At 34.4% G+C, this 18,732-nt stretch carries 16 protein-coding genes; 15 read left to right on the top strand and 1 reads right to left on the bottom strand.

All coding sequences use genetic code 11. The features are described 5' to 3' along the window. Positions 1-9 precede the first annotated feature (9 nt). From LQ622_RS01865 to LQ622_RS01815, 11 genes are all read left to right on the top strand, one after another. A complete protein-coding gene (locus tag LQ622_RS01865) occupies positions 10-912 on the top strand; it encodes an aspartate carbamoyltransferase catalytic subunit (RefSeq protein WP_037587561.1) in 903 nt (300 codons plus the stop codon). Further along, on the top strand, positions 900-2,174 hold the full coding sequence (locus tag LQ622_RS01860) for a dihydroorotase (protein WP_037587563.1): 1,275 nt from the start codon (positions 900-902) through the stop codon (positions 2,172-2,174). The genes LQ622_RS01865 and LQ622_RS01860 overlap by 13 nt, the downstream gene beginning before the upstream one ends. A 1-nt stretch (position 2,175) precedes the next feature. Next, positions 2,176-3,276, top strand: a complete 1,101-nt coding sequence (locus LQ622_RS01855) for a carbamoyl phosphate synthase small subunit (RefSeq protein ID WP_025904583.1) — start codon at positions 2,176-2,178, stop codon at positions 3,274-3,276. Further along, positions 3,269-6,442, top strand: a complete 3,174-nt coding sequence (gene carB, locus LQ622_RS01850) for a carbamoyl-phosphate synthase large subunit (RefSeq protein WP_239762330.1) — start codon at positions 3,269-3,271, stop codon at positions 6,440-6,442. The genes LQ622_RS01855 and carB overlap by 8 nt, the downstream gene beginning before the upstream one ends. A gap of 13 nt (positions 6,443-6,455) precedes the next feature. Then, a complete protein-coding gene (locus tag LQ622_RS01845; protein WP_107565511.1) occupies positions 6,456-7,214 on the top strand; it encodes a dihydroorotate dehydrogenase electron transfer subunit in 759 nt (252 codons plus the stop codon). After that, complete coding sequence (locus LQ622_RS01840; RefSeq protein ID WP_107577360.1) at positions 7,211-8,137, top strand: dihydroorotate dehydrogenase; 927 nt, start codon at positions 7,211-7,213, stop codon at positions 8,135-8,137. The genes LQ622_RS01845 and LQ622_RS01840 overlap by 4 nt, the downstream gene beginning before the upstream one ends. 1 nt (position 8,138) lies before the next feature. After that, a complete protein-coding gene (gene pyrF / locus LQ622_RS01835) occupies positions 8,139-8,831 on the top strand; it encodes an orotidine-5'-phosphate decarboxylase (protein ID WP_126476906.1) in 693 nt (230 codons plus the stop codon). A gap of 5 nt (positions 8,832-8,836) precedes the next feature. Continuing rightward, the gene (gene pyrE / locus LQ622_RS01830) at positions 8,837-9,445 is read left to right on the top strand and encodes an orotate phosphoribosyltransferase (RefSeq protein WP_232173401.1); all 609 of its coding nucleotides are present in this window, start codon (positions 8,837-8,839) and stop codon (positions 9,443-9,445) included. Positions 9,446-9,470: 25 nt separating this feature from the next. Next, on the top strand, positions 9,471-9,734 hold the full coding sequence (locus LQ622_RS01825; protein WP_025904577.1) for a hypothetical protein: 264 nt from the start codon (positions 9,471-9,473) through the stop codon (positions 9,732-9,734). Between the two features lie 212 nt (positions 9,735-9,946). Next, on the top strand, positions 9,947-11,479 hold the full coding sequence (locus tag LQ622_RS01820; RefSeq protein WP_239762367.1) for an SLC13 family permease: 1,533 nt from the start codon (positions 9,947-9,949) through the stop codon (positions 11,477-11,479). A gap of 244 nt (positions 11,480-11,723) precedes the next feature. Beyond that, positions 11,724-12,134 carry a VOC family protein gene (locus LQ622_RS01815; RefSeq protein ID WP_048542477.1) on the top strand — a complete coding sequence of 137 codons (411 nt, stop codon included), beginning with the start codon at positions 11,724-11,726 and terminating at the stop codon, positions 12,132-12,134. An 82-nt stretch (positions 12,135-12,216) separates the two neighbouring features. Here LQ622_RS01815 and LQ622_RS01810 read toward each other — a convergent pair whose 3' ends face one another. Continuing rightward, positions 12,217-13,908 carry an Rqc2 family fibronectin-binding protein gene (locus tag LQ622_RS01810; protein ID WP_191836230.1) on the bottom strand — a complete coding sequence of 564 codons (1,692 nt, stop codon included), beginning with the start codon at positions 13,906-13,908 and terminating at the stop codon, positions 12,217-12,219. 173 nt (positions 13,909-14,081) lie between these two features. Between LQ622_RS01810 and gmk the strand changes: the two genes are divergently transcribed. From gmk to priA, 4 genes are all read left to right on the top strand, one after another. Beyond that, positions 14,082-14,705 (top strand): guanylate kinase, encoded by a 624-nt coding sequence (gene gmk / locus LQ622_RS01805; protein ID WP_025904573.1) that lies wholly within the window; start codon positions 14,082-14,084, stop codon positions 14,703-14,705. Beyond that, on the top strand, positions 14,705-14,905 hold the full coding sequence (rpoZ, locus tag LQ622_RS01800; RefSeq protein ID WP_016911048.1) for a DNA-directed RNA polymerase subunit omega: 201 nt from the start codon (positions 14,705-14,707) through the stop codon (positions 14,903-14,905). The genes gmk and rpoZ overlap by 1 nt, the downstream gene beginning before the upstream one ends. A gap of 165 nt (positions 14,906-15,070) precedes the next feature. Further along, on the top strand, positions 15,071-16,273 hold the full coding sequence (gene coaBC / locus LQ622_RS01795) for a bifunctional phosphopantothenoylcysteine decarboxylase/phosphopantothenate--cysteine ligase CoaBC (protein ID WP_191836231.1): 1,203 nt from the start codon (positions 15,071-15,073) through the stop codon (positions 16,271-16,273). Beyond that, positions 16,270-18,678 (top strand): primosomal protein N', encoded by a 2,409-nt coding sequence (gene priA / locus LQ622_RS01790; RefSeq protein WP_204168247.1) that lies wholly within the window; start codon positions 16,270-16,272, stop codon positions 18,676-18,678. Before coaBC ends, priA begins: the two co-directional genes overlap by 4 nt. The last annotated feature ends 54 nt before the right edge of the window (positions 18,679-18,732 follow it).

Genomic DNA, 18,732 nt, shown 5'->3' with positions numbered 1-18,732 from the left:
GCGTGTCATATGAAAAATTTATTAACAATGACTGATTTAACTAAAGACGACATCATGAAAATTATAACGAAAGCACAAGACATTAAAGAAAATGGTGCAGAAACTTTTGGTAAAGGCATGACGGTCGCAAACTTATTCTTTGAAAATTCAACACGAACAAAATGTAGTTTTGAAATGGCTGAAAGAAAATTAGGTTTGGAAGTCATTCCTTTTGAAATAAGTACTTCATCTGTTCAAAAAGGTGAATCTTTATATGATACTTGCAAAACTTTAGAATCTATTGGTGTAGACGCATTAGTCATTAGACATAGTGAAAATGCATATTATGACACATTACAAGGGCTTAATATTCCAGTATTAAATGGTGGAGATGGAAGTGGCCACCACCCGACACAAAGTCTTCTAGATATTATGACAATATATGAGGAATACGGTTACTTCGAAGGATTAAAAATTTTAATCTCAGGTGATATAAAAAATTCAAGAGTAGCAAGAAGTAATGCAGATGCTTTAACGAAACTTGGTGCGGAAGTGATGTTCTCAGCACCGGAACAATGGAAATGTAACTTTTCAGATGTACCATATGTAGAAATTGATGATGTGATAGAAGAAGTAGACGTTTGTATGTTGTTAAGAGTACAAAATGAAAGACATGATTCAGGTACGACGTTTAGTAAAGAAGACTATCACAATGCATACGGACTGACGATAGATAGATATAACAAACTTCATGACAATGCAATCGTCATGCATCCAGCACCAGTCAACCGAGGTGTTGAAATAGATACTTCACTTGTAGAAAGTTCGAAATCAAGAATTTTTAAACAAATGGAGAACGGCGTGTTCATTAGAATGGCATGTATACATGATGTACTTAATCACAAGGAGGAAAAAGTAAAATGTCACTTATAATCAAAAATGGAAAAATCTTATTAGAAGGTCAATTAGTTAACAAGGAAATTGAAATTGAAGATGGCAAAATTAAAAAAATAGATGATTATATAGAAGTAGAGAATCAAGAAGTTATTGATGCGAAAGGACATTTTATTTCAGCAGGATTTGTTGATGTACATGTACATTTAAGAGAACCTGGTGGCGAACATAAAGAAACAATTGAAACAGGTACAAAAGCAGCAGCAAGAGGCGGATTTACAACAGTATGTCCAATGCCTAATACAAAGCCTGTCCCAGATTCAGTTGAACATTTAGATCGTCTTCACAAAATCATTGATGAGCATGCAGTGGTAAGAGTATTACCTTATGCATCCATTACAGTAAGACAAGCTGGTAAAGAGCATGTTGATTTCAAAGCATTAAAAGATAGAGGGATGTTCCAATTTACTGATGATGGTGTAGGTGTACAAACAGCTTCAATGATGTATGAAGCGATGCAAGAAGCGGCTAAAATCGATAAAGCAATCGTAGCACACTGCGAAGATAATTCATTAATTTATGGTGGTGCAATGCATGAAGGTAAACGAAGTGAAGAACTTGGCATTCCAGGTATTCCTTCAATTTGCGAAGCGGTACAAATTGCTAGAGACGTGTTGTTAGCTGAAGCAGCAAATTGTCATTACCATGTGTGTCACGTGTCTACTAAAGAAAGTGTACGTGTCATTAGAGATGCTAAAAAAGCAGGTATTAAAGTAACTGCAGAAGTTACACCTCATCACTTATTACTTACAGAAGATGACGTACCAGGTGACGATGCGATTTACAAAATGAATCCACCTTTAAGAGCGAAAGAAGATAGAGATGCTTTAATCGAAGGATTATTAGATGGAACAATTGACTGTATCGCAACAGATCATGCACCACATGCTAAAGAAGAAAAAGAAGTGTCAATGGTTGATGCACCTTTCGGAATTGTAGGCAGTGAAACAGCATTCCAATTATTATACACACACTTTGTGAAAACAGGTAAATTCACATTAGAACAACTTGTTGCATTTTTAACAACGAAACCAAGTGAAACATTTAACTTACCTTATGGTCGATTAGAAGAAGGAAGCTACGCTGACTTAACTATCATAGACTTGGAAACAGAAAGACCGATACGAGCAGAAGAATTTGCTTCTAAGAGTACAAATACACCATTTATAGGAGAAGTCGTTTCAGGATATCCAATTTTAACAATTTGTGATGGAGAAATCGTCTTCAAGGAGGAAGTATAAGATGAAAAATAAAAGATACTTAGTATTAGAAGATGGTACAACATATAAAGGTTATGCATTAGGTTCAGATGATTTAACAGTTGGAGAAATTGTTTTTAATACAGCAATGACAGGTTATCAAGAAACAATTTCAGACCCATCATATACTGGACAAATTATTACATTTACTTACCCGCTTATTGGTAACTACGGGATAAACAGAGATGACTTTGAATCATTAACACCAACTTTAAATGGTGTTGTTGTGAGAGAAGCGTGTGATTACCCAAGTAACTTTAGATCAAGTAAGTCTTTAGATGAAACGTTAAAATTCTATCATATACCAGGTATTTCAGGTGTTGATACAAGAAGTTTAACACGTAAAATTAGAAAATTCGGTGTCCTTAAAGCTGGATTTACTGATAATGCCGATGAAATAGAAAGTCTTGTTCAGCGCTTAAATACTGAATCGTTAAGAACGGACGAAGTTGAACAAGTTTCATCAGTTAGACCATATATTTCAACAGGTGATGGCTATAAAGTTGTATTAATTGATTACGGTAAAAAAGAAAATATCGTGAGAGAACTTAATAGAAGAGGCTGTGATGTAACAGTCGTACCATATCAAACATCATATGAAGAAATACTGAATATCTCACCAGATGGCATAATGGTTTCAAATGGACCAGGGAATCCTGAAAGTGTACAAGAAACCATTCAAACAATTAAACAACTAGTCGGCAAAATACCATTCTTCGGCATTTGTTTAGGACATCAATTGTTTGCATTATCTCAAGGTGCAACTTCTTATAAGATGAAATTTGGTCATAGAGGTGCCAATCATCCAGTACAAAATCTACAAACTGGAAAAGTAGATTTAACAAGTCAAAACCATGGTTATGCAATTGATGAAGCGTCTATTGCACAAACTGATTTAGAAGTGACGCATATCGCATTAAATGATAAATCAATTGAAGGATTAAGACATAAAAAATATCCAGCATTTTCAGTACAATATCATCCAGAAGCATCACCTGGACCGCACGACTCAAACTATTTATTCGATGAATTTATTGAAATGATTAAATTACATAAAGCGAAGGAGCGTACAATCAATGCCTAAACAAACTGATATAAAATCCATCTTAGTAATTGGTTCTGGCCCAATCATTATAGGTCAAGCTGCAGAATTTGATTATGCAGGCACTCAAGCATGCTTAGCACTAAAAGAAGAAGGTTACCGCGTAATACTTGTAAACTCTAATCCAGCAACAATTATGACGGACACTGAAATAGCAGATACAGTATATATTGAACCTTTAACTTTAGACTTTGTGAGTCGCATTATTCGTAAAGAACAACCAGACGCATTGTTACCAACTTTAGGTGGACAAACTGGTTTGAACATGGCAATTGAATTACACGAAAATGGTGTATTAGAAGAAAATAACGTACGTTTATTAGGTACACAACTATCTTCAATCGAACAAGCTGAAGATAGAGATTTATTCCGTACACTTATGAATGAATTAAATGAACCAGTACCTGAAAGTGATATCGTGAATGATATTGAAGGTGCTTTAAATTTTGCGAACGAAATTGGCTACCCGCTAATCGTGCGACCTGCGTTTACAATGGGTGGTACTGGTGGCGGAATTTGTCACGATGAAAAAGAACTAATAGAAGTTGTTCAAAATGGCTTGAAATACAGCCCAGTAACACAATGTTTACTAGAAAAATCCATCGCAGGTTACAAAGAAATTGAATACGAAGTGATGAGAGACAAGAATGATAATGCCATCGTAGTATGTAACATGGAGAACATAGATCCAGTTGGCATTCATACAGGTGACTCGATTGTTGTTGCACCAAGTCAAACATTATCAGATGTTGAATATCAAATGTTAAGAGATGTATCTCTAAAAATTATTCGTGCATTAAAAATTGAAGGCGGATGTAACGTACAATTAGCACTTGATCCAAAATCACTAGATTACTACATAATAGAAGTTAATCCACGTGTATCAAGATCGTCAGCATTAGCTTCCAAAGCAACGGGTTATCCAATTGCGAAGTTAGCTGCCAAAATAGCAATCGGTATGACTTTAGATGAAATGTTAAACCCTGTAACGGGCACATCTTATGCAGCATTTGAACCAGCACTAGACTATGTTGTTTCTAAAATACCGAGATTTCCTTTTGATAAATTCGAAAAAGGCGAACGTCATCTAGGAACACAAATGAAAGCAACTGGGGAAGTCATGGCAATTGGTAGAACGTATGAAGAATCATTATTAAAAGCGATTCGTTCGTTAGAATATGGCGTTCATCATTTAGGTTTACCAAATGGCGATGAATTTGAATTAGATTTCATTGAAGAGAGAATTAAAGCACAAGATGATGAAAGATTATTCTTTATTGGTGAAGCTATTAGACGTGGTACATCACTTGAGAGAATAAATGAATTAACACAAATTGATTACTTCTTCTTGAATAAATTCAAACACATCATCGACATTGAACACGATTTAAAAGAGAAAAAAGGCGATTTAGACGCATTATTATGGGCGAAACAATACGGCTTTAGTGATAAAGTCATTGCACATAGATGGGAACAATCAGAACGAGATATATATGATTTAAGACAAGAACATGGTATTAACCCAGTGTACAAAACAGTAGATACTTGTGCTGCAGAATTCGAATCAGAAACTCCATATTTCTATGGTACTTATGAAGAAGAAAATGAATCTATAGTCACTGAAAAAGAAAAAATCATCGTACTCGGATCAGGTCCAATCAGAATTGGACAAGGTGTGGAATTTGATTATGCTACTGTACATGCTGTATGGGCTATTCAAGAAGCGGGTTATGAAGCAATTATTATTAACAACAACCCTGAAACAGTTTCAACAGACTTCTCAATATCTGACAAGTTATACTTTGAGCCACTGACTGAAGAAGATGTGATGAGTATCATTAATCACGAACAACCTAAAGGCGTAGTCGTTCAATTTGGTGGACAAACAGCAATCAATTTAGCAGATAAAATTTCACAAAAAGGCATTCAAATATTAGGTACGACGCTTGAAGATCTTAACAGAGCTGAAGATAGAAAAGAATTTGAAGCTTTATTACAAAAAATTGATGTACCACAACCATTAGGTAAAACAGCCACTTCAGTACAAGAAGCGATAGATAACGCAAATGAAATTGGTTATCCAGTAGTTGTGAGACCTTCATACGTACTTGGTGGAAGAGCGATGGAAATTGTATATGCTGAACCTGAATTGAGAAATTATATGGAACAAGCAGTTAAAGCAAGCCCAGAGCATCCAGTACTAATTGACCGTTATTTAACAGGTAAAGAAATTGAAGTAGATGCAATTTCAGATGGTGAAACAGTTGTCATTCCAGGTATTATGGAACACATTGAAAGAGCGGGTGTCCATTCAGGTGATTCAATTGCGGTATATCCACCTCAAACTTTAACGGATGAAGAAATTAATTTATTAGTCGATTACACAACGAAATTGGCAAAAGGCTTAAACATAGTTGGACTTATCAATATTCAGTTTGTGCTTTCTAAAGGAGAAGTATTTGTACTTGAAGTTAACCCAAGAGCTAGTCGTACTGTACCATTTTTAAGTAAAATTACTGAAATTCCAATGGCGAAGATTGCTACTAAAGCAATTGCAGGCATCACTTTGAAAGAACAAGGATATGAAAGTGGTTTAGCGCCATATAAAGAAGGTGTATATGTTAAAGCACCAGTATTCAGTTTTAATAAACTTAAAAATGTTGATATCACATTAGGACCTGAAATGAAATCGACAGGTGAAGTAATGGGTAAAGATAGTACTTTAGAAAAAGCATTGTATAAAGGTTTAACAGCAAGTGGTTTAAAAGTACAAGATCAAGGTACAGCATTATTCACTGTAAGTGATAAAGATAAAGGTGAAGCATTAACAATCGCTAAGAGATTTCATGAGATTGGTTATAGAATTTTTGCAACAGAAGGTACGGCACAATACTTTAACGAACATGACATCCCAGTGTATACGGTTGGTAAAATAGGTGGCGAACATGATCTTCTATCAGTAATACAAAAAGGTGAAGTACAACTTGTGGTCAACACAATGACAAAAGGTAAAGTATATGAAAGAGATGGATTCCAAATTAGACGTGAATCTGTAGAAAATGGTATACCATGTTTAACATCACTTGATACGGCAAATGCTTTAGCAGATGTAGTGGAAAGTATGACATTTAGAACTGAACAAATGTAGTGGGGGGATTATAATGTCCGAGATAATGACAGTTGTATCAAATAATCAAATAGCAGACGCAATTTTTGAATTAAAAGTACGTGGAAATCTTACGAAAAATATGAAAAAACCTGGACAGTTTGTTCATATTAAAGCTGGTACAGGAACTGAACATATGTTGAGAAGACCAATTTCAATTTGTGAAGTGAACCGTGAAGAAGACACATTTACTATGCTTTTTAGAAGAGAAGGACACGGTACAGAATTGATTTCACAATTAAAACAAGGTGATCCAATAGATGTGATTGCACCTTTAGGAAACGGATTCCCAGTTGATGAAGCGCAAAATACTGCCTTATTAGTCGGAGGTGGTATTGGCGTGCCACCTATGTACGAATTGTCGAAACAACTCAATGCTAGAGGAATCAAGACGATTCACGTATTAGGTTTTCAAAGTGCTAAAGATGCATTTTATATAGACGAATTTAGTGCGCTAGGTGATACGTATGTTGCAACTGCAGATGGAACACTTGGTACTAAAGGATTTGTTACAACTGTTATTGAAAATTTAGACACACCCTTCGATATTTTTTACAGCTGTGGACCAAAAGCAATGTTGAAAGCTTTAACACTTCAATTAAGTGATGTGAAAGGTTATATTTCACTCGAAGAACGTATGGGTTGCGGCATCGGTGCTTGCTATGCATGTGTATGCCATACGGATAATGAAGCGGGTTATGTCAAAGTTTGTACAGACGGTCCCGTATTTGAAAAAGGAGCTGTCATCATATGAGTCGATTAAATATTTCGCTACCAGGGTTAAATTTGAAAAATCCAATCATGCCAGCAAGTGGATGCTTTGCTTTCGGAAAAGAATTCAGTCAGTTTTATGATTTATCAGAACTTGGCGCAATCATGATTAAAGCTGCAACTCAATTTGCAAGATACGGTAATGAAGCGCCACGTGTCGCTGAAACAGCAAGCGGTATGATTAATGCGATTGGTCTTCAAAATCCAGGTGTTCACCATATTATGGAACATGAATTGAAATACCTTGAACAATATGATGTACCCATTATTGCTAATGTTGCAGGTTCGACTGAAGAAGAATATGTTTACGTCGCCAAACATATTTCACAAGCATCAAATGTTCATGCACTAGAATTAAATATTTCTTGTCCAAATGTTAAAGAAGGTGGGATTCAATTCGGTACAGTACCTGAAGTGGCTAAAGAACTGACGAGAAAAGTAAAAGCTGTTTCAGAAGTGCCAGTGTATGTAAAGTTATCTCCTAATGTAACAAACATTGTAGAAATGGCGAAAGCTATTGCAGAATACGCAGACGGTATAACGATGATCAACACTTTAGTAGGATTAAGAATTGATGCGAAGACTGGAAAACCAATCATCAGTAATGTTATAGGTGGACTGAGCGGACCAGCAATCAAGCCAGTTGCATTAAGAATGGTATATGAAGTCAGTCAACATGTTGATATTCCAATTATCGCTATGGGTGGCGTGAGAACGGCTCAAGATGTCATTGATTTCATTTCAGTTGGTGCTGATGCAGTAGCAGTTGGAACAGCAAACTTTGAAAATCCAACAGTTTGTAAAGATATTATTGATGAATTACCTACATTACTCGATAAATTAGGTGTTGATCACATTACAGAACTTAAAGGTAGAACTTATAACCAACAAGGAGTTGTCAAATAACATGAAGAATACACCAATAATTGCATTAGACTTTGCAACTCTAGAGGAAGTTGATCAATTTTTAGATTTATTTAACGAACCCCTATTTGTAAAAGTAGGTATGGAACTTTATTTGCAAAATGGTCCTGAAACGATCAACCGAATTAAAGAAAGAGGTCATGATATCTTTTTAGATTTAAAGTTACATGACATTCCAAACACGGTTAAAGGCGCATTAAAAGGATTAGGTAAACTCAATATCGACTTAATCAATGTACATGCAGCCGGTGGTAAAAACATGATGGCTGCTGGACTTGAAGGATTACGTGAGACAAATCCTAATGCTAAGTTAATAGCTGTAACTCAGTTAACTTCTACTACAGAACAACAAATGAAAGATGAACAAAATATTCAATCATCCATCAATGAATCAGTCGTGCACTATGCAAAAATGGCACATGAAGCAGGACTTGATGGTGTCGTTTGTTCACCATTAGAGTCTACTTTAATTCAAGACCATATCGGCGAAACTTTCTTAAAAGTAACACCAGGTATACGTTTAGAATCTGATAAGACACATGATCAACAACGTGTGACAACGCCAGAAGACGCTAAAAAATTAGGCTCAACACATATAGTAGTGGGTCGTTCAATTACGCAACATGAAGATCCAGTAGCAAGATATCACGAAATATTACAAAGATGGGAAGGATAATTCATATGACTCAAAATATCGCACAATCATTATTAGAAATTAAAGCTGTAACACTTTCACCTGACGATCCATATACATGGAGTTCAGGCATTAAATCACCGATTTATTGTGATAATAGAGTGACATTAGCATATCCTGAAATTAGAGAAAATATTTATCAAGGTTTAATTCAATTGATCAAAGTACACGCTCAAGACGCTGAAATTATTTCTGGTACGGCAACAGCAGGTATTCCGCATGCAGCATTTGTTGCGGATCAACTAAAATTACCGATGAGCTATGTGAGGTCTAAAAGCAAAGGTCATGGTAAAGGGAATCAAATCGAAGGTGCTTTAAGCAAAGGGAAAAAAGTAGTTGTAATTGAAGATTTAATTTCAACAGGTGGTTCTTCAATTAATGCTGTTGAAGCTTTAATTGAAGATGGCGCGGAAGTATTAGGGGTATTTGCAATCTTTACATATGGTATTAACAAAGCAGAAGAAGCTTTCAAAGCAATCGATGTCCCATTTTATACTTTGTCTAATTATGATGAACTGATTTCAGTAGCTGAAAAAGAAGGTTATATCGAAAATAAAGATATAAAAACTTTAAAAGCTTGGAAAGATACTTTATAATAAAGTCAAGATAAGGGGGGTCTTTATGGAAAGCCAACATAAATTATCTGCTGCAGAAGAACAAGAGCAGATAAAAAAATGGGGACATATTAATGATTTTCTTAAAAAAGATTCTAATGCGAAACCTGACTTTAATCACTATGAAGTAAGAGACGAAAATATGTACGAACGTACAGGTTATTCGAATAACACAAACGTGAATAGACAGAGAAGATATGATTTAGGCGACAAAAATATATTCAAAAGTATCAAAAAAGAATTAGAAGCAAAAGGATTCTTTGATGATTAATAAGACATTAAGAAAAAACTACTAAAAAAATTGGTATCAATTTTTTAGTAGTTTTTATTTTTCAAGCATGAATATTCAGAAAATTGTATGAATTAAGAATGACGTTTGTTAAAATGTAAACGTATACACTTTTAAAGGGGGCGAAATGTATGAATAAACGTGATAATAAGTTTACGAATCAACTTTGGAAAGAAAGTGGACGTACGAAAGAAATGTTAAAGTTCTTTTCAACGGATGCATTAAAAAATCAAAATAAACCAGATCCTGAATTGAAAGCTTACAATACCGCACAACTTATCGGATTAATATTAGGTCCATTACTATTTTTAGTTGTGTTATTATTTTTCAAAGCAGATGGACTGAGTCAAAATGGTGTCTACGTTATGGCTGCCACTTTATGGATTGCCGTATGGTGGATTACTGAAGCTATACCAATTCCAGCAACAAGTTTAATGCCTTTATTCCTTTTCCCGTTAGGCGGAATTATGGATAGCGCGACAGTTTCAAGTGCATATGGAGATGATATTGTATTCCTATTCTTAGGTGGTTTCATTATTGCAGTTGCGATGGAAAGATGGAATTTACATACAAGAATTGCACTCGTCATTATTAAAAGTATTGGTACGAGTACAGGTAGAATTTTATTAGGATTTATGATTGCAACGGGTGCTTTATCGATGTTTGTTTCAAACACAGCAGCCGTAATGATCATGATTCCAATCGGTATGGCAATTATTAAAGAAGCAAATGAATTAACAGCAGAAGGTGATGGGCACCACAACTTATCACAATTTGAAAAATCACTCGTACTTGGTATTGGTTATGCAGGTACAATCGGAGGATTGGGAACTTTAATTGGGACACCGCCTCTTATTATTTTGAAAGGTCAATACGAGAAGATTTTCGGAGAAGAAATTGGATTCGGTCAATGGATGGTTATGGGTGTACCTACAGTCATTATCATACTCGCGATAACTTGGGCATATTTAAATTTTGTAGTATTTAAACATGACATGAAAGAACTTCCAGGTGGGAAAGAAATTATTACAAGAGAGTTAAAGTCTTTAGGTAAGACGACTTATGAAGAAAAAGTTGTATTCACACTATTCTGTTTAGCTGCATTTTTATGGGTATCTAGAGAATTCTTATTAGCACAATTACCTTTTACAGAATTAGTTAAAGATGGCACAATTTCAATGTTTATCGCTGTTATACTTTTCTTAATTCCAGCAAAACGCAAATTTGCTAGAATTCTTGATTGGTCAATTGCTAAAGATTTACCGTGGGGCATTTTATTACTATTTGGTGGTGGTTTAGCAGTAGCTTCTGCCATTACAGAAAGTGGATTAGATAAATGGATGGGTAAACAAATTTCAGGATTAGATGGCGTCAATATCATCTTAATTATAGGAATTGTTACGCTGTTTGTATTATTCTTAACAGAAATTACATCTAATACTGCAACAGCTACAATGATCTTACCAATTTTAGCTACAATTGCAGTTGGTATTCATGTACATCCACTAGCATTAATGATTCCAGCAGCAATGGCTGCAAACTGTGCATTTATGTTACCAGTCGGTACACCACCAAATGCGATTGTGTTTGGTACAGACAAAGTAACAATCCGAGAAATGGCGACAGCCGGATTTTGGTTAAACTTAATCAGCTGTGTAATTATCGTCGGATTTGTATGGTTCATGGTTCCGTGGTTATTTGGTATAGATTTAGTAGCAAGTAAATAATTGAAATAAAATTAAAAAAGCAATGCTTGGATGTTGATCCAAGCATTGCTTTATGTTGTATTTTAATCCATAAATAGTTTAATAAATATATATCCGACAATGATAATGGCTAACATAATGACGATCGGTAACAATAATGAAAGTGACATAAAATCTCTCCTTTGTCTTTAACGCTTAATAAGATTATACTAAATTATATACGATTTAAAAAATGATTAAAATCTGTTGATGGAGTGTTTATTCAATGATACCAAAAATTACGACATTTTTAATGTTTAACGGTGAAGCTGAAGAAGCGATTAATTTTTATACGTCTATTTTTAAAGATAGTGAAATTTTAACAATGGTTAAGTATGGTGAAGAGGGACCTGGTGAACCTGGGACTGTTCAACATTCTATATTTAAAATAAATGGACAAATATTTATGGGAATCGATCAAACGAATGGTGTTGAAATTGAGATGAATCCTGCAATGTCATTATATGTAACGTGTGAATCAGCAATGGAAATGGAACATTTATATTCAAAACTTAAATCGGGTGGCGCGATTCTTATGCCGAAAACAGAATTACCACCAACATTTAGAGAGTTTGCATGGGTTCAAGATAAATTTGGCGTGAACTTCCAACTTGCTTTACCTGAACAACAGTCATAAATGCAATATATAAAAGAAAAACTTTCATAACTGAAAAGCCTTTGAAAATGATTTCTGGCCAATCGAGTTATGAAAGTTTTTGTTATTTTTTAAGTAATTTTTTAATATCGTCATAATCAGTTGTGACATAAAGTGTTGTTTGACTGTCGTAAGTGACAAATCCCGGTTTAGCACCACTCGGTTTGTGGACATTCTTTATAGCAGTGTAGTCAACTGGGATTTGACCTGATTGACTTGCTTTAGAATAATACCCAGCAATCATTGCCGCTTCTTCGATTGTTTTTTGCGTTGGTTCGTCTTCTTGTATGACAACATGTGAACCTGGAATATCTTTCGTATGGAACCATAATTGATTTTTTCTTGCGACACGATGTGTTAAGTAATCGTTTTGTTTATTATTTTTACCTAATAAAATCGTTTGACCATCTGTAGAAATAAATGTCGTTAACGTAATTTTGTTAGAATTTTTCTTTTTCTTATTTTTACGTTTCTTAACAAAACCTTGATCTTCTAATTCTTCTCTAATGTCATCAATATCATCAACAGAAATATGGGCAAGTTGTTGTTCTAATGATTCGAAATATAAGATATTAGATTGTGTCAATTTGATTTGTTTATCTAATTCTATTTCACGTGTCTTAAGTCTGTTATATTGTTTGTAATAATATTGAGCATTCATTGAAGGTGATTTTGTTGGATTTAAAGGTATCGTAACAGGCTCATTGTTATAATAATTAATAGTTTCTAACGATTTGTCACCTTGTTTAATTTGATACATATTCGCCGTTATTAATTCTCCAAATAATTGTTGCTCATCTTTGTTACGAGCCGCTTCTCGCTCATTAATTAATTTCTCTAGTTTATGGCGATTTTTTTGAAGATGTTGGTCGACAATTTTAACTAAATCTAATGCACGTTGCTTAACGCGTTCTCTTTCACCACGTGATTCATAAAATCTATCTAAACATTCATGTAAATTATCAAAGGACATATAGTCATTTCCGTAAGAATGTAACGGCATAAAATAGAAAATTTCTTTGCCAGTCGAATCATCACTATAAATAACAGGATTAGGTGATTGTTGAACTTCATCCATTACTTCATTAAAAGCTTCCACTAATGTTTCTTGATTCATAAATGGACGTCTAGATGTAATCTCTTTCGTTATAAGTGGACTAAAACCTTCAAATTGTTGAAGGAGCTGTCGGTCAATTTTACCCGAATTAAAATCAATATATTTATTAATATCATCCACTTCGAAAGGATTTAATTTCTTAACAGTAGGTGGATATTCATATTTGAAACCTGGCATAATTGTACGAGCAGTATTAGTATTAGGTGTATGATGTTTAAAGCCGTCGATAATTTTACGGTCGCCATCAATTAAAATGATATTACTATGTCTACCCATAATTTCTAATACGATTGTTCGTTTTCTTAAATCACCAATTTCATCTCGAGAATGAACATCGATTTCTACTAAACGGTCATTACCAATTTGAGTAATACTTTGAATAATGCCGCCATCTAAATGTTTACGTAGCACTCTAAGAAACATTGGTGGGTCGAAAGGATTATCAAATTTTTCAGCAGTTAAGTGAAAACGACTGAAATTTGCATGTGTTGATAATAGTAATTGTTTATTTTTTCGTTCACTTCGAATTGTTAATATAATTGTGTCATTACTAGGTTCAGCAATTTTATGAATTCGCCCAGTTACGAGCGATTGTATATCTTCAACGATCTTTCTAGTAAATAAGCCATCAAAAGCCATTTGCATTCACACCTTTATCAAAAGTCAATTTATTGTAACATGTAAGGGATTAAATGAGTATAATTCTGTTTAATCTTTAAACGTCTCTAGCCATATAGAATTGAAATATGGTAAGATATAAAAAAACAAAATGATAATAAATCGTTAGTATTCATTAGGAAAGGTCGTTTGACATGAACATAGAAAAAGGGTTACTGATAGTGCTCTCTGGCCCATCTGGAGTTGGTAAAGGAACAGTACGTAAATCAATATTTGATGATCCGAGTACGGATTTTAAATATTCTATCTCTATGACTACTCGAAACATGCGTGAAGGAGAAACGGATGGCGTAGATTATTTCTTTAAATCAAGAGAAGAATTTGAAGCTTTAATTGCTGATGACCAATTTATAGAGTATGCTGAGTATGTTGGTAATTACTATGGTACGCCAGTACAATACGTAAGAGATACGATGGATAACGGTTATGATGTATTTTTAGAAATAGAAGTAGAAGGTGCGAAACAGGTTAGAAAGAAATTCCCTGAAGCATTATTTATTTTCTTAGCACCACCGAGTCTTGAACATTTGAAAGAAAGACTTGTCGGTCGCGGAACTGAATCAGATGAAATCATCCAGAACCGAATTCTTGAAGCGCGTAAAGAAGTTGAAATGATGAACCTTTACGATTATGTTGTTGTAAACGATGAAGTTGAATTAGCGAAAGAGCGTATTCAAGCCATCGTAGAAGCTGAACACTTAAAAAGAGAACGTGTTGAAGCACGTTACAGAAAAATGATATTGGAGGCAAAAAAATAATGTTATACCCACCACAAAACGAATTAAAAGACAGCATCAATTCTAAATATTTAGTTGTAACAACTGCAGCTAAGAGAGCACGTGAACTACAAGAACACCCTGACAGTTTATTATTAGATGAATATCGTTCACTAAAAAATGTAGGTCAAGCACTAGAAGAAATAGCAGCTCATAAAGTATATGCTAAATTAGAAGACTAATCATTTGAATTAACGAAAGACCTTTTATGTTTGGACGACCAATCCATACATGAAAGGTCTTTTTATTGAATATGGATATTGTAATTTAGATTCATGACAGTCTTTTTTAAAGAATGTATAATAAGTATAAAGTTTAAGAATCGAATTAATCGGAGGAGTACACAAATGAAGAATATACTTCTAGCTGTAACTGGAGGAATAGCTGCCTATAAAGCTATAGATTTAACGAGCAAATTAACACAAAGCGGCTATCAAGTGCGCGTCATGTTAACTGAACATGCGAAACAGTTTGTGACACCATTGGCATTTCAAGCTATCAGTCGCAATCACGTTTATACAGATACTTTTGACGAAAAAGATGTCAGTGAAATTCAACATATTACATTAGCTGACTGGGCTGATGCAGTCATTGTTGCGCCTGCAACAGCTAATACAATTAGTAAATTAGCGAATGGCTTAGCAGATAACATGGTGACTTCAACATTACTCGCTACGACTGCTCCTGTTTTTATCGCACCAGCAATGAATGTTCATATGCTTGAACATCCTTCTACCGTTGAAAATATGTCTCGTTTAAGAAATTATGGTTATAAATTCATCGCGCCTGGGGAAGGTTATTTAGCTTGTGGTTATGTTGCAAGAGGTAGAATGGAAGAACCGATTACCATTTTGACAATTATTGATGATTATTTTAAAGAACAAGCTCAACCACAAACATTTGCTTTAAAAGGTAAAAACGTACTTGTAACTGCTGGACCAACAGTTGAAAAAGTAGATGCTGTACGCTATTTTACAAATCGTTCAAGTGGAAAGATGGGTTATGCATTAGCTGAAGCTGCAAGAGATTTAGGGGCGAACGTTACATTGGTAAGTGGAGAGACAAATTTAACGCAACCTGTTGGCGTAGAATTTGTTCAAGTAACAAGTGCTGAAGATATGTTCCAAGCTGTTAAATCACGTATGAATGATATGGACATGATTATTAAAGCAGCAGCAGTCGCTGATTACACACCGGTTGAAACTTCTGAACATAAAATGAAAAAGAAAGATGGCGACTTACAGCTTACATTTAAAAGAACGACAGACATCCTTAAATATTTAGGGGAACATAAAGATAAGCAATATTTAGTTGGATTTGCTGCTGAAACAGATAATGTCGAAGAATATGCAATGGGTAAATTGAAAAAGAAAAATGCAGACGTCATTGTTGCCAATCACGTTGCGAATGAGACAATTGGTTTTAGATCTTCAGATAATGAAGTAGATATGTATTTTGCAAATGGTGATAAAGTACCAATTGCTAAAGCTTCTAAACAACAAGTGGCCATCAAAATTTTAAATGAAATTACTAGTAGGTGGGAAGATTGATTGCAAATGTAGTCGTAGATATTCCAGCTAAAAATGTCGACAAAATATTTGATTATTTAATTCCGCAAGATATTGAAGATATCGTCAAAGTCGGTGTTAGAGTTGAAGTGCCTTTTGGTCCACGTAAAATTCAAGGATTTGTCATAGGCATAAGTGAAGAATTAACAAGTGAAATTGATCAGTCAAAATTAAAATCAATCATTCGTGTTAAAGATTTTAAACCAGAGTTAACAGCGGAACTCATTGAACTGAGTGAATGGATGTCTAACTTTCATTTAGTTAAGCGTATTTCAGCTTTAGAAATTATGTTACCGAGTGCTGTCAAAGCTAAATATCAAAAAGTATATTGTGTTGCTGATCCAGAAGGGATTCCTGCACAATATTTAAATCATTTTAATAAAGAAGGTATTTTAACATTTGAACAAGCGCAACAACTTCAAATTGTTTCTATTTTAGAAGACTTTGTAGAAAATGAGGCAATTATAAAAGACACAATTGTAGGTCAACAACTCACAAGAAAATATGTAACTTGCGTAAGAATCGTCCCTACAGATCGATTAGATGAGATTTTGATGTCATTGAGTAAAAAAGAAAAACAACTCGATGTCATGAACTATTTAATTGAACATAGACGAGAAGATGTCATGCTCAGAACATTAAAAGAAGAAGGGTTCTCAGAATCGAGTATCAATACGCTTGTTAAAAATCAAATATTAGAAAAATACGATGGCATTATGAATAGAGATCCGTATGAGCATCGCATTTTTGAAAAAGAACATAATAAAGCATTGACTGAGGCGCAACATGAAGCTTTTACACAGATTGATGAAGCGGTTCGAAATAATGAATCGAAGACGTTTCTTTTACATGGTGTGACGGGTTCAGGAAAAACAGAAGTATATTTACAAACTATTGAGAATGTACTCAAAAAAGGCGAACAGGCAATTATGCTTGTGCCTGAAATTGCATTAACACCGCAAATGGTTAACCGATTTAAAGCGCGCTTTGGTGATGAAGTAGCTGTATTACATTCCGGTTTATCTAAAGGTGAAAAATACGATGAATGGCAAAAAATAAGAGATGGTAAAGCAAGTGTTTCAGTCGGTGCAAGATCAAGTGTCTTTGCACCATTTGAAAAATTAGGTCTTATTATCATTGACGAAGAGCATGAAGCAACTTATAAGCAAGAAGATTATCCGAGATATCATGCAAGAGAAATCGCGATATGGAGAAGTGAATATCACAAATGCCCAGTCGTATTAGGATCTGCTACACCAAGTCTAGAAACTTTTGCACGTGCAGAGAAAAATGTTTATCAATATTTAGGATTACCAGATCGTGTAAATCAACAGAAAATGCCTGAAATTGAACTTATTGATATGAGGGAAGAACTTCAAGAAGGTAATCGTTCGATGTTCTCTAATGACCTTACAAAAGCCATTCAAGATCGCATTGATAAAGGTGAACAAATTGTATTGTTCTTAAATAGAAGAGGACATTCATCATTTGTATTATGTAGAGATTGCGGGCATGTGCCACAATGTCCAAATTGTGATATCTCGCTTACATATCACAAAACACATGATGATTTAAAATGTCATTATTGTGGATACAGTGAACCTATGCCTCAAAGATGTCCAAGTTGTGAAAGTGAACATATACGACAAATGGGTGTTGGCACGCAGAAAGTAGAAGAAATTATATACGACACATTCGACCGCGCTAAAGTCATTAGAATGGATGTCGATACCACTTCGAAAAAAGGTGCCCACGAAAAATTATTAACAGCTTTTGGAAACCAAGAAGCTAATATTTTGTTAGGGACCCAGATGATTGCTAAAGGACTGGACTTTGAAAATATTACATTAGTAGGCGTACTTAATGCAGATACGATGTTAAACTTGCCAGATTTCAGATCAAGTGAAAAGACATTCCAATTATTAACTCAAGTTGCAGGTAGAGCAGGTCGACATGAGAAACAAGGCGAAGTCATGATTCAAACATATAACCCGGATCATTACGCAATCTTAGATGTTACAAGCAATGACTATATGTCCTTTTATCAAAAAGAAATGAAATTTAGACAGATTGGTAAGTACCCACCTTATTATTATCTTGTGAATTTGACTATTAGTCATACCGATATTAAAAAAGTATTAAAAGCATCCAAGCATATACATGGTATATTGTTGCAACACGTTACAACACAATCCTTTGTATTAGGACCATCACCAAGCCCGTTGTCACGTATTAATAATAGACATCGATTCCAAATATTAATTAAATTTAAGAACGAACCAGATTTATTAACAGCCTTACAATATTTAGATGATTATTATCACGAACAATACTTAAAAGATAAACTATCACTAGAAATAGATATTAATCCGCAAATGATGATGTAAATAGAAAGAAACCCGTGAAATGTGATGATTTCACGGGTTTTTCATATGAAGAGA

Source organism: Mammaliicoccus sp. N-M50 (assembly GCF_022386995.1).
GTDB classification, from domain to species: domain Bacteria; phylum Bacillota; class Bacilli; order Staphylococcales; family Staphylococcaceae; genus Mammaliicoccus; species Mammaliicoccus sciuri_A.
This window is presented reverse-complemented; position numbering and strand designations above follow the sequence as displayed.

Coding starts and splice junctions, on each gene's coding strand:
- LQ622_RS01865 (WP_037587561.1), top strand. CDS start 10: ATGAAAAATTTATTAACAATGACTGATTTAACTAAAGACGACATCATG.
- LQ622_RS01860 (WP_037587563.1), top strand. CDS start 900: ATGTCACTTATAATCAAAAATGGAAAAATCTTATTAGAAGGTCAATTA.
- LQ622_RS01855 (WP_025904583.1), top strand. CDS start 2,176: ATGAAAAATAAAAGATACTTAGTATTAGAAGATGGTACAACATATAAA.
- carB (WP_239762330.1), top strand. CDS start 3,269: ATGCCTAAACAAACTGATATAAAATCCATCTTAGTAATTGGTTCTGGC.
- LQ622_RS01845 (WP_107565511.1), top strand. CDS start 6,456: ATGTCCGAGATAATGACAGTTGTATCAAATAATCAAATAGCAGACGCA.
- LQ622_RS01840 (WP_107577360.1), top strand. CDS start 7,211: ATGAGTCGATTAAATATTTCGCTACCAGGGTTAAATTTGAAAAATCCA.
- pyrF (WP_126476906.1), top strand. CDS start 8,139: ATGAAGAATACACCAATAATTGCATTAGACTTTGCAACTCTAGAGGAA.
- pyrE (WP_232173401.1), top strand. CDS start 8,837: ATGACTCAAAATATCGCACAATCATTATTAGAAATTAAAGCTGTAACA.
- LQ622_RS01825 (WP_025904577.1), top strand. CDS start 9,471: ATGGAAAGCCAACATAAATTATCTGCTGCAGAAGAACAAGAGCAGATA.
- LQ622_RS01820 (WP_239762367.1), top strand. CDS start 9,947: ATGTTAAAGTTCTTTTCAACGGATGCATTAAAAAATCAAAATAAACCA.
- LQ622_RS01815 (WP_048542477.1), top strand. CDS start 11,724: ATGATACCAAAAATTACGACATTTTTAATGTTTAACGGTGAAGCTGAA.
- LQ622_RS01810 (WP_191836230.1), bottom strand. CDS start 13,908: ATGGCTTTTGATGGCTTATTTACTAGAAAGATCGTTGAAGATATACAA.
- gmk (WP_025904573.1), top strand. CDS start 14,082: ATGAACATAGAAAAAGGGTTACTGATAGTGCTCTCTGGCCCATCTGGA.
- rpoZ (WP_016911048.1), top strand. CDS start 14,705: ATGTTATACCCACCACAAAACGAATTAAAAGACAGCATCAATTCTAAA.
- coaBC (WP_191836231.1), top strand. CDS start 15,071: ATGAAGAATATACTTCTAGCTGTAACTGGAGGAATAGCTGCCTATAAA.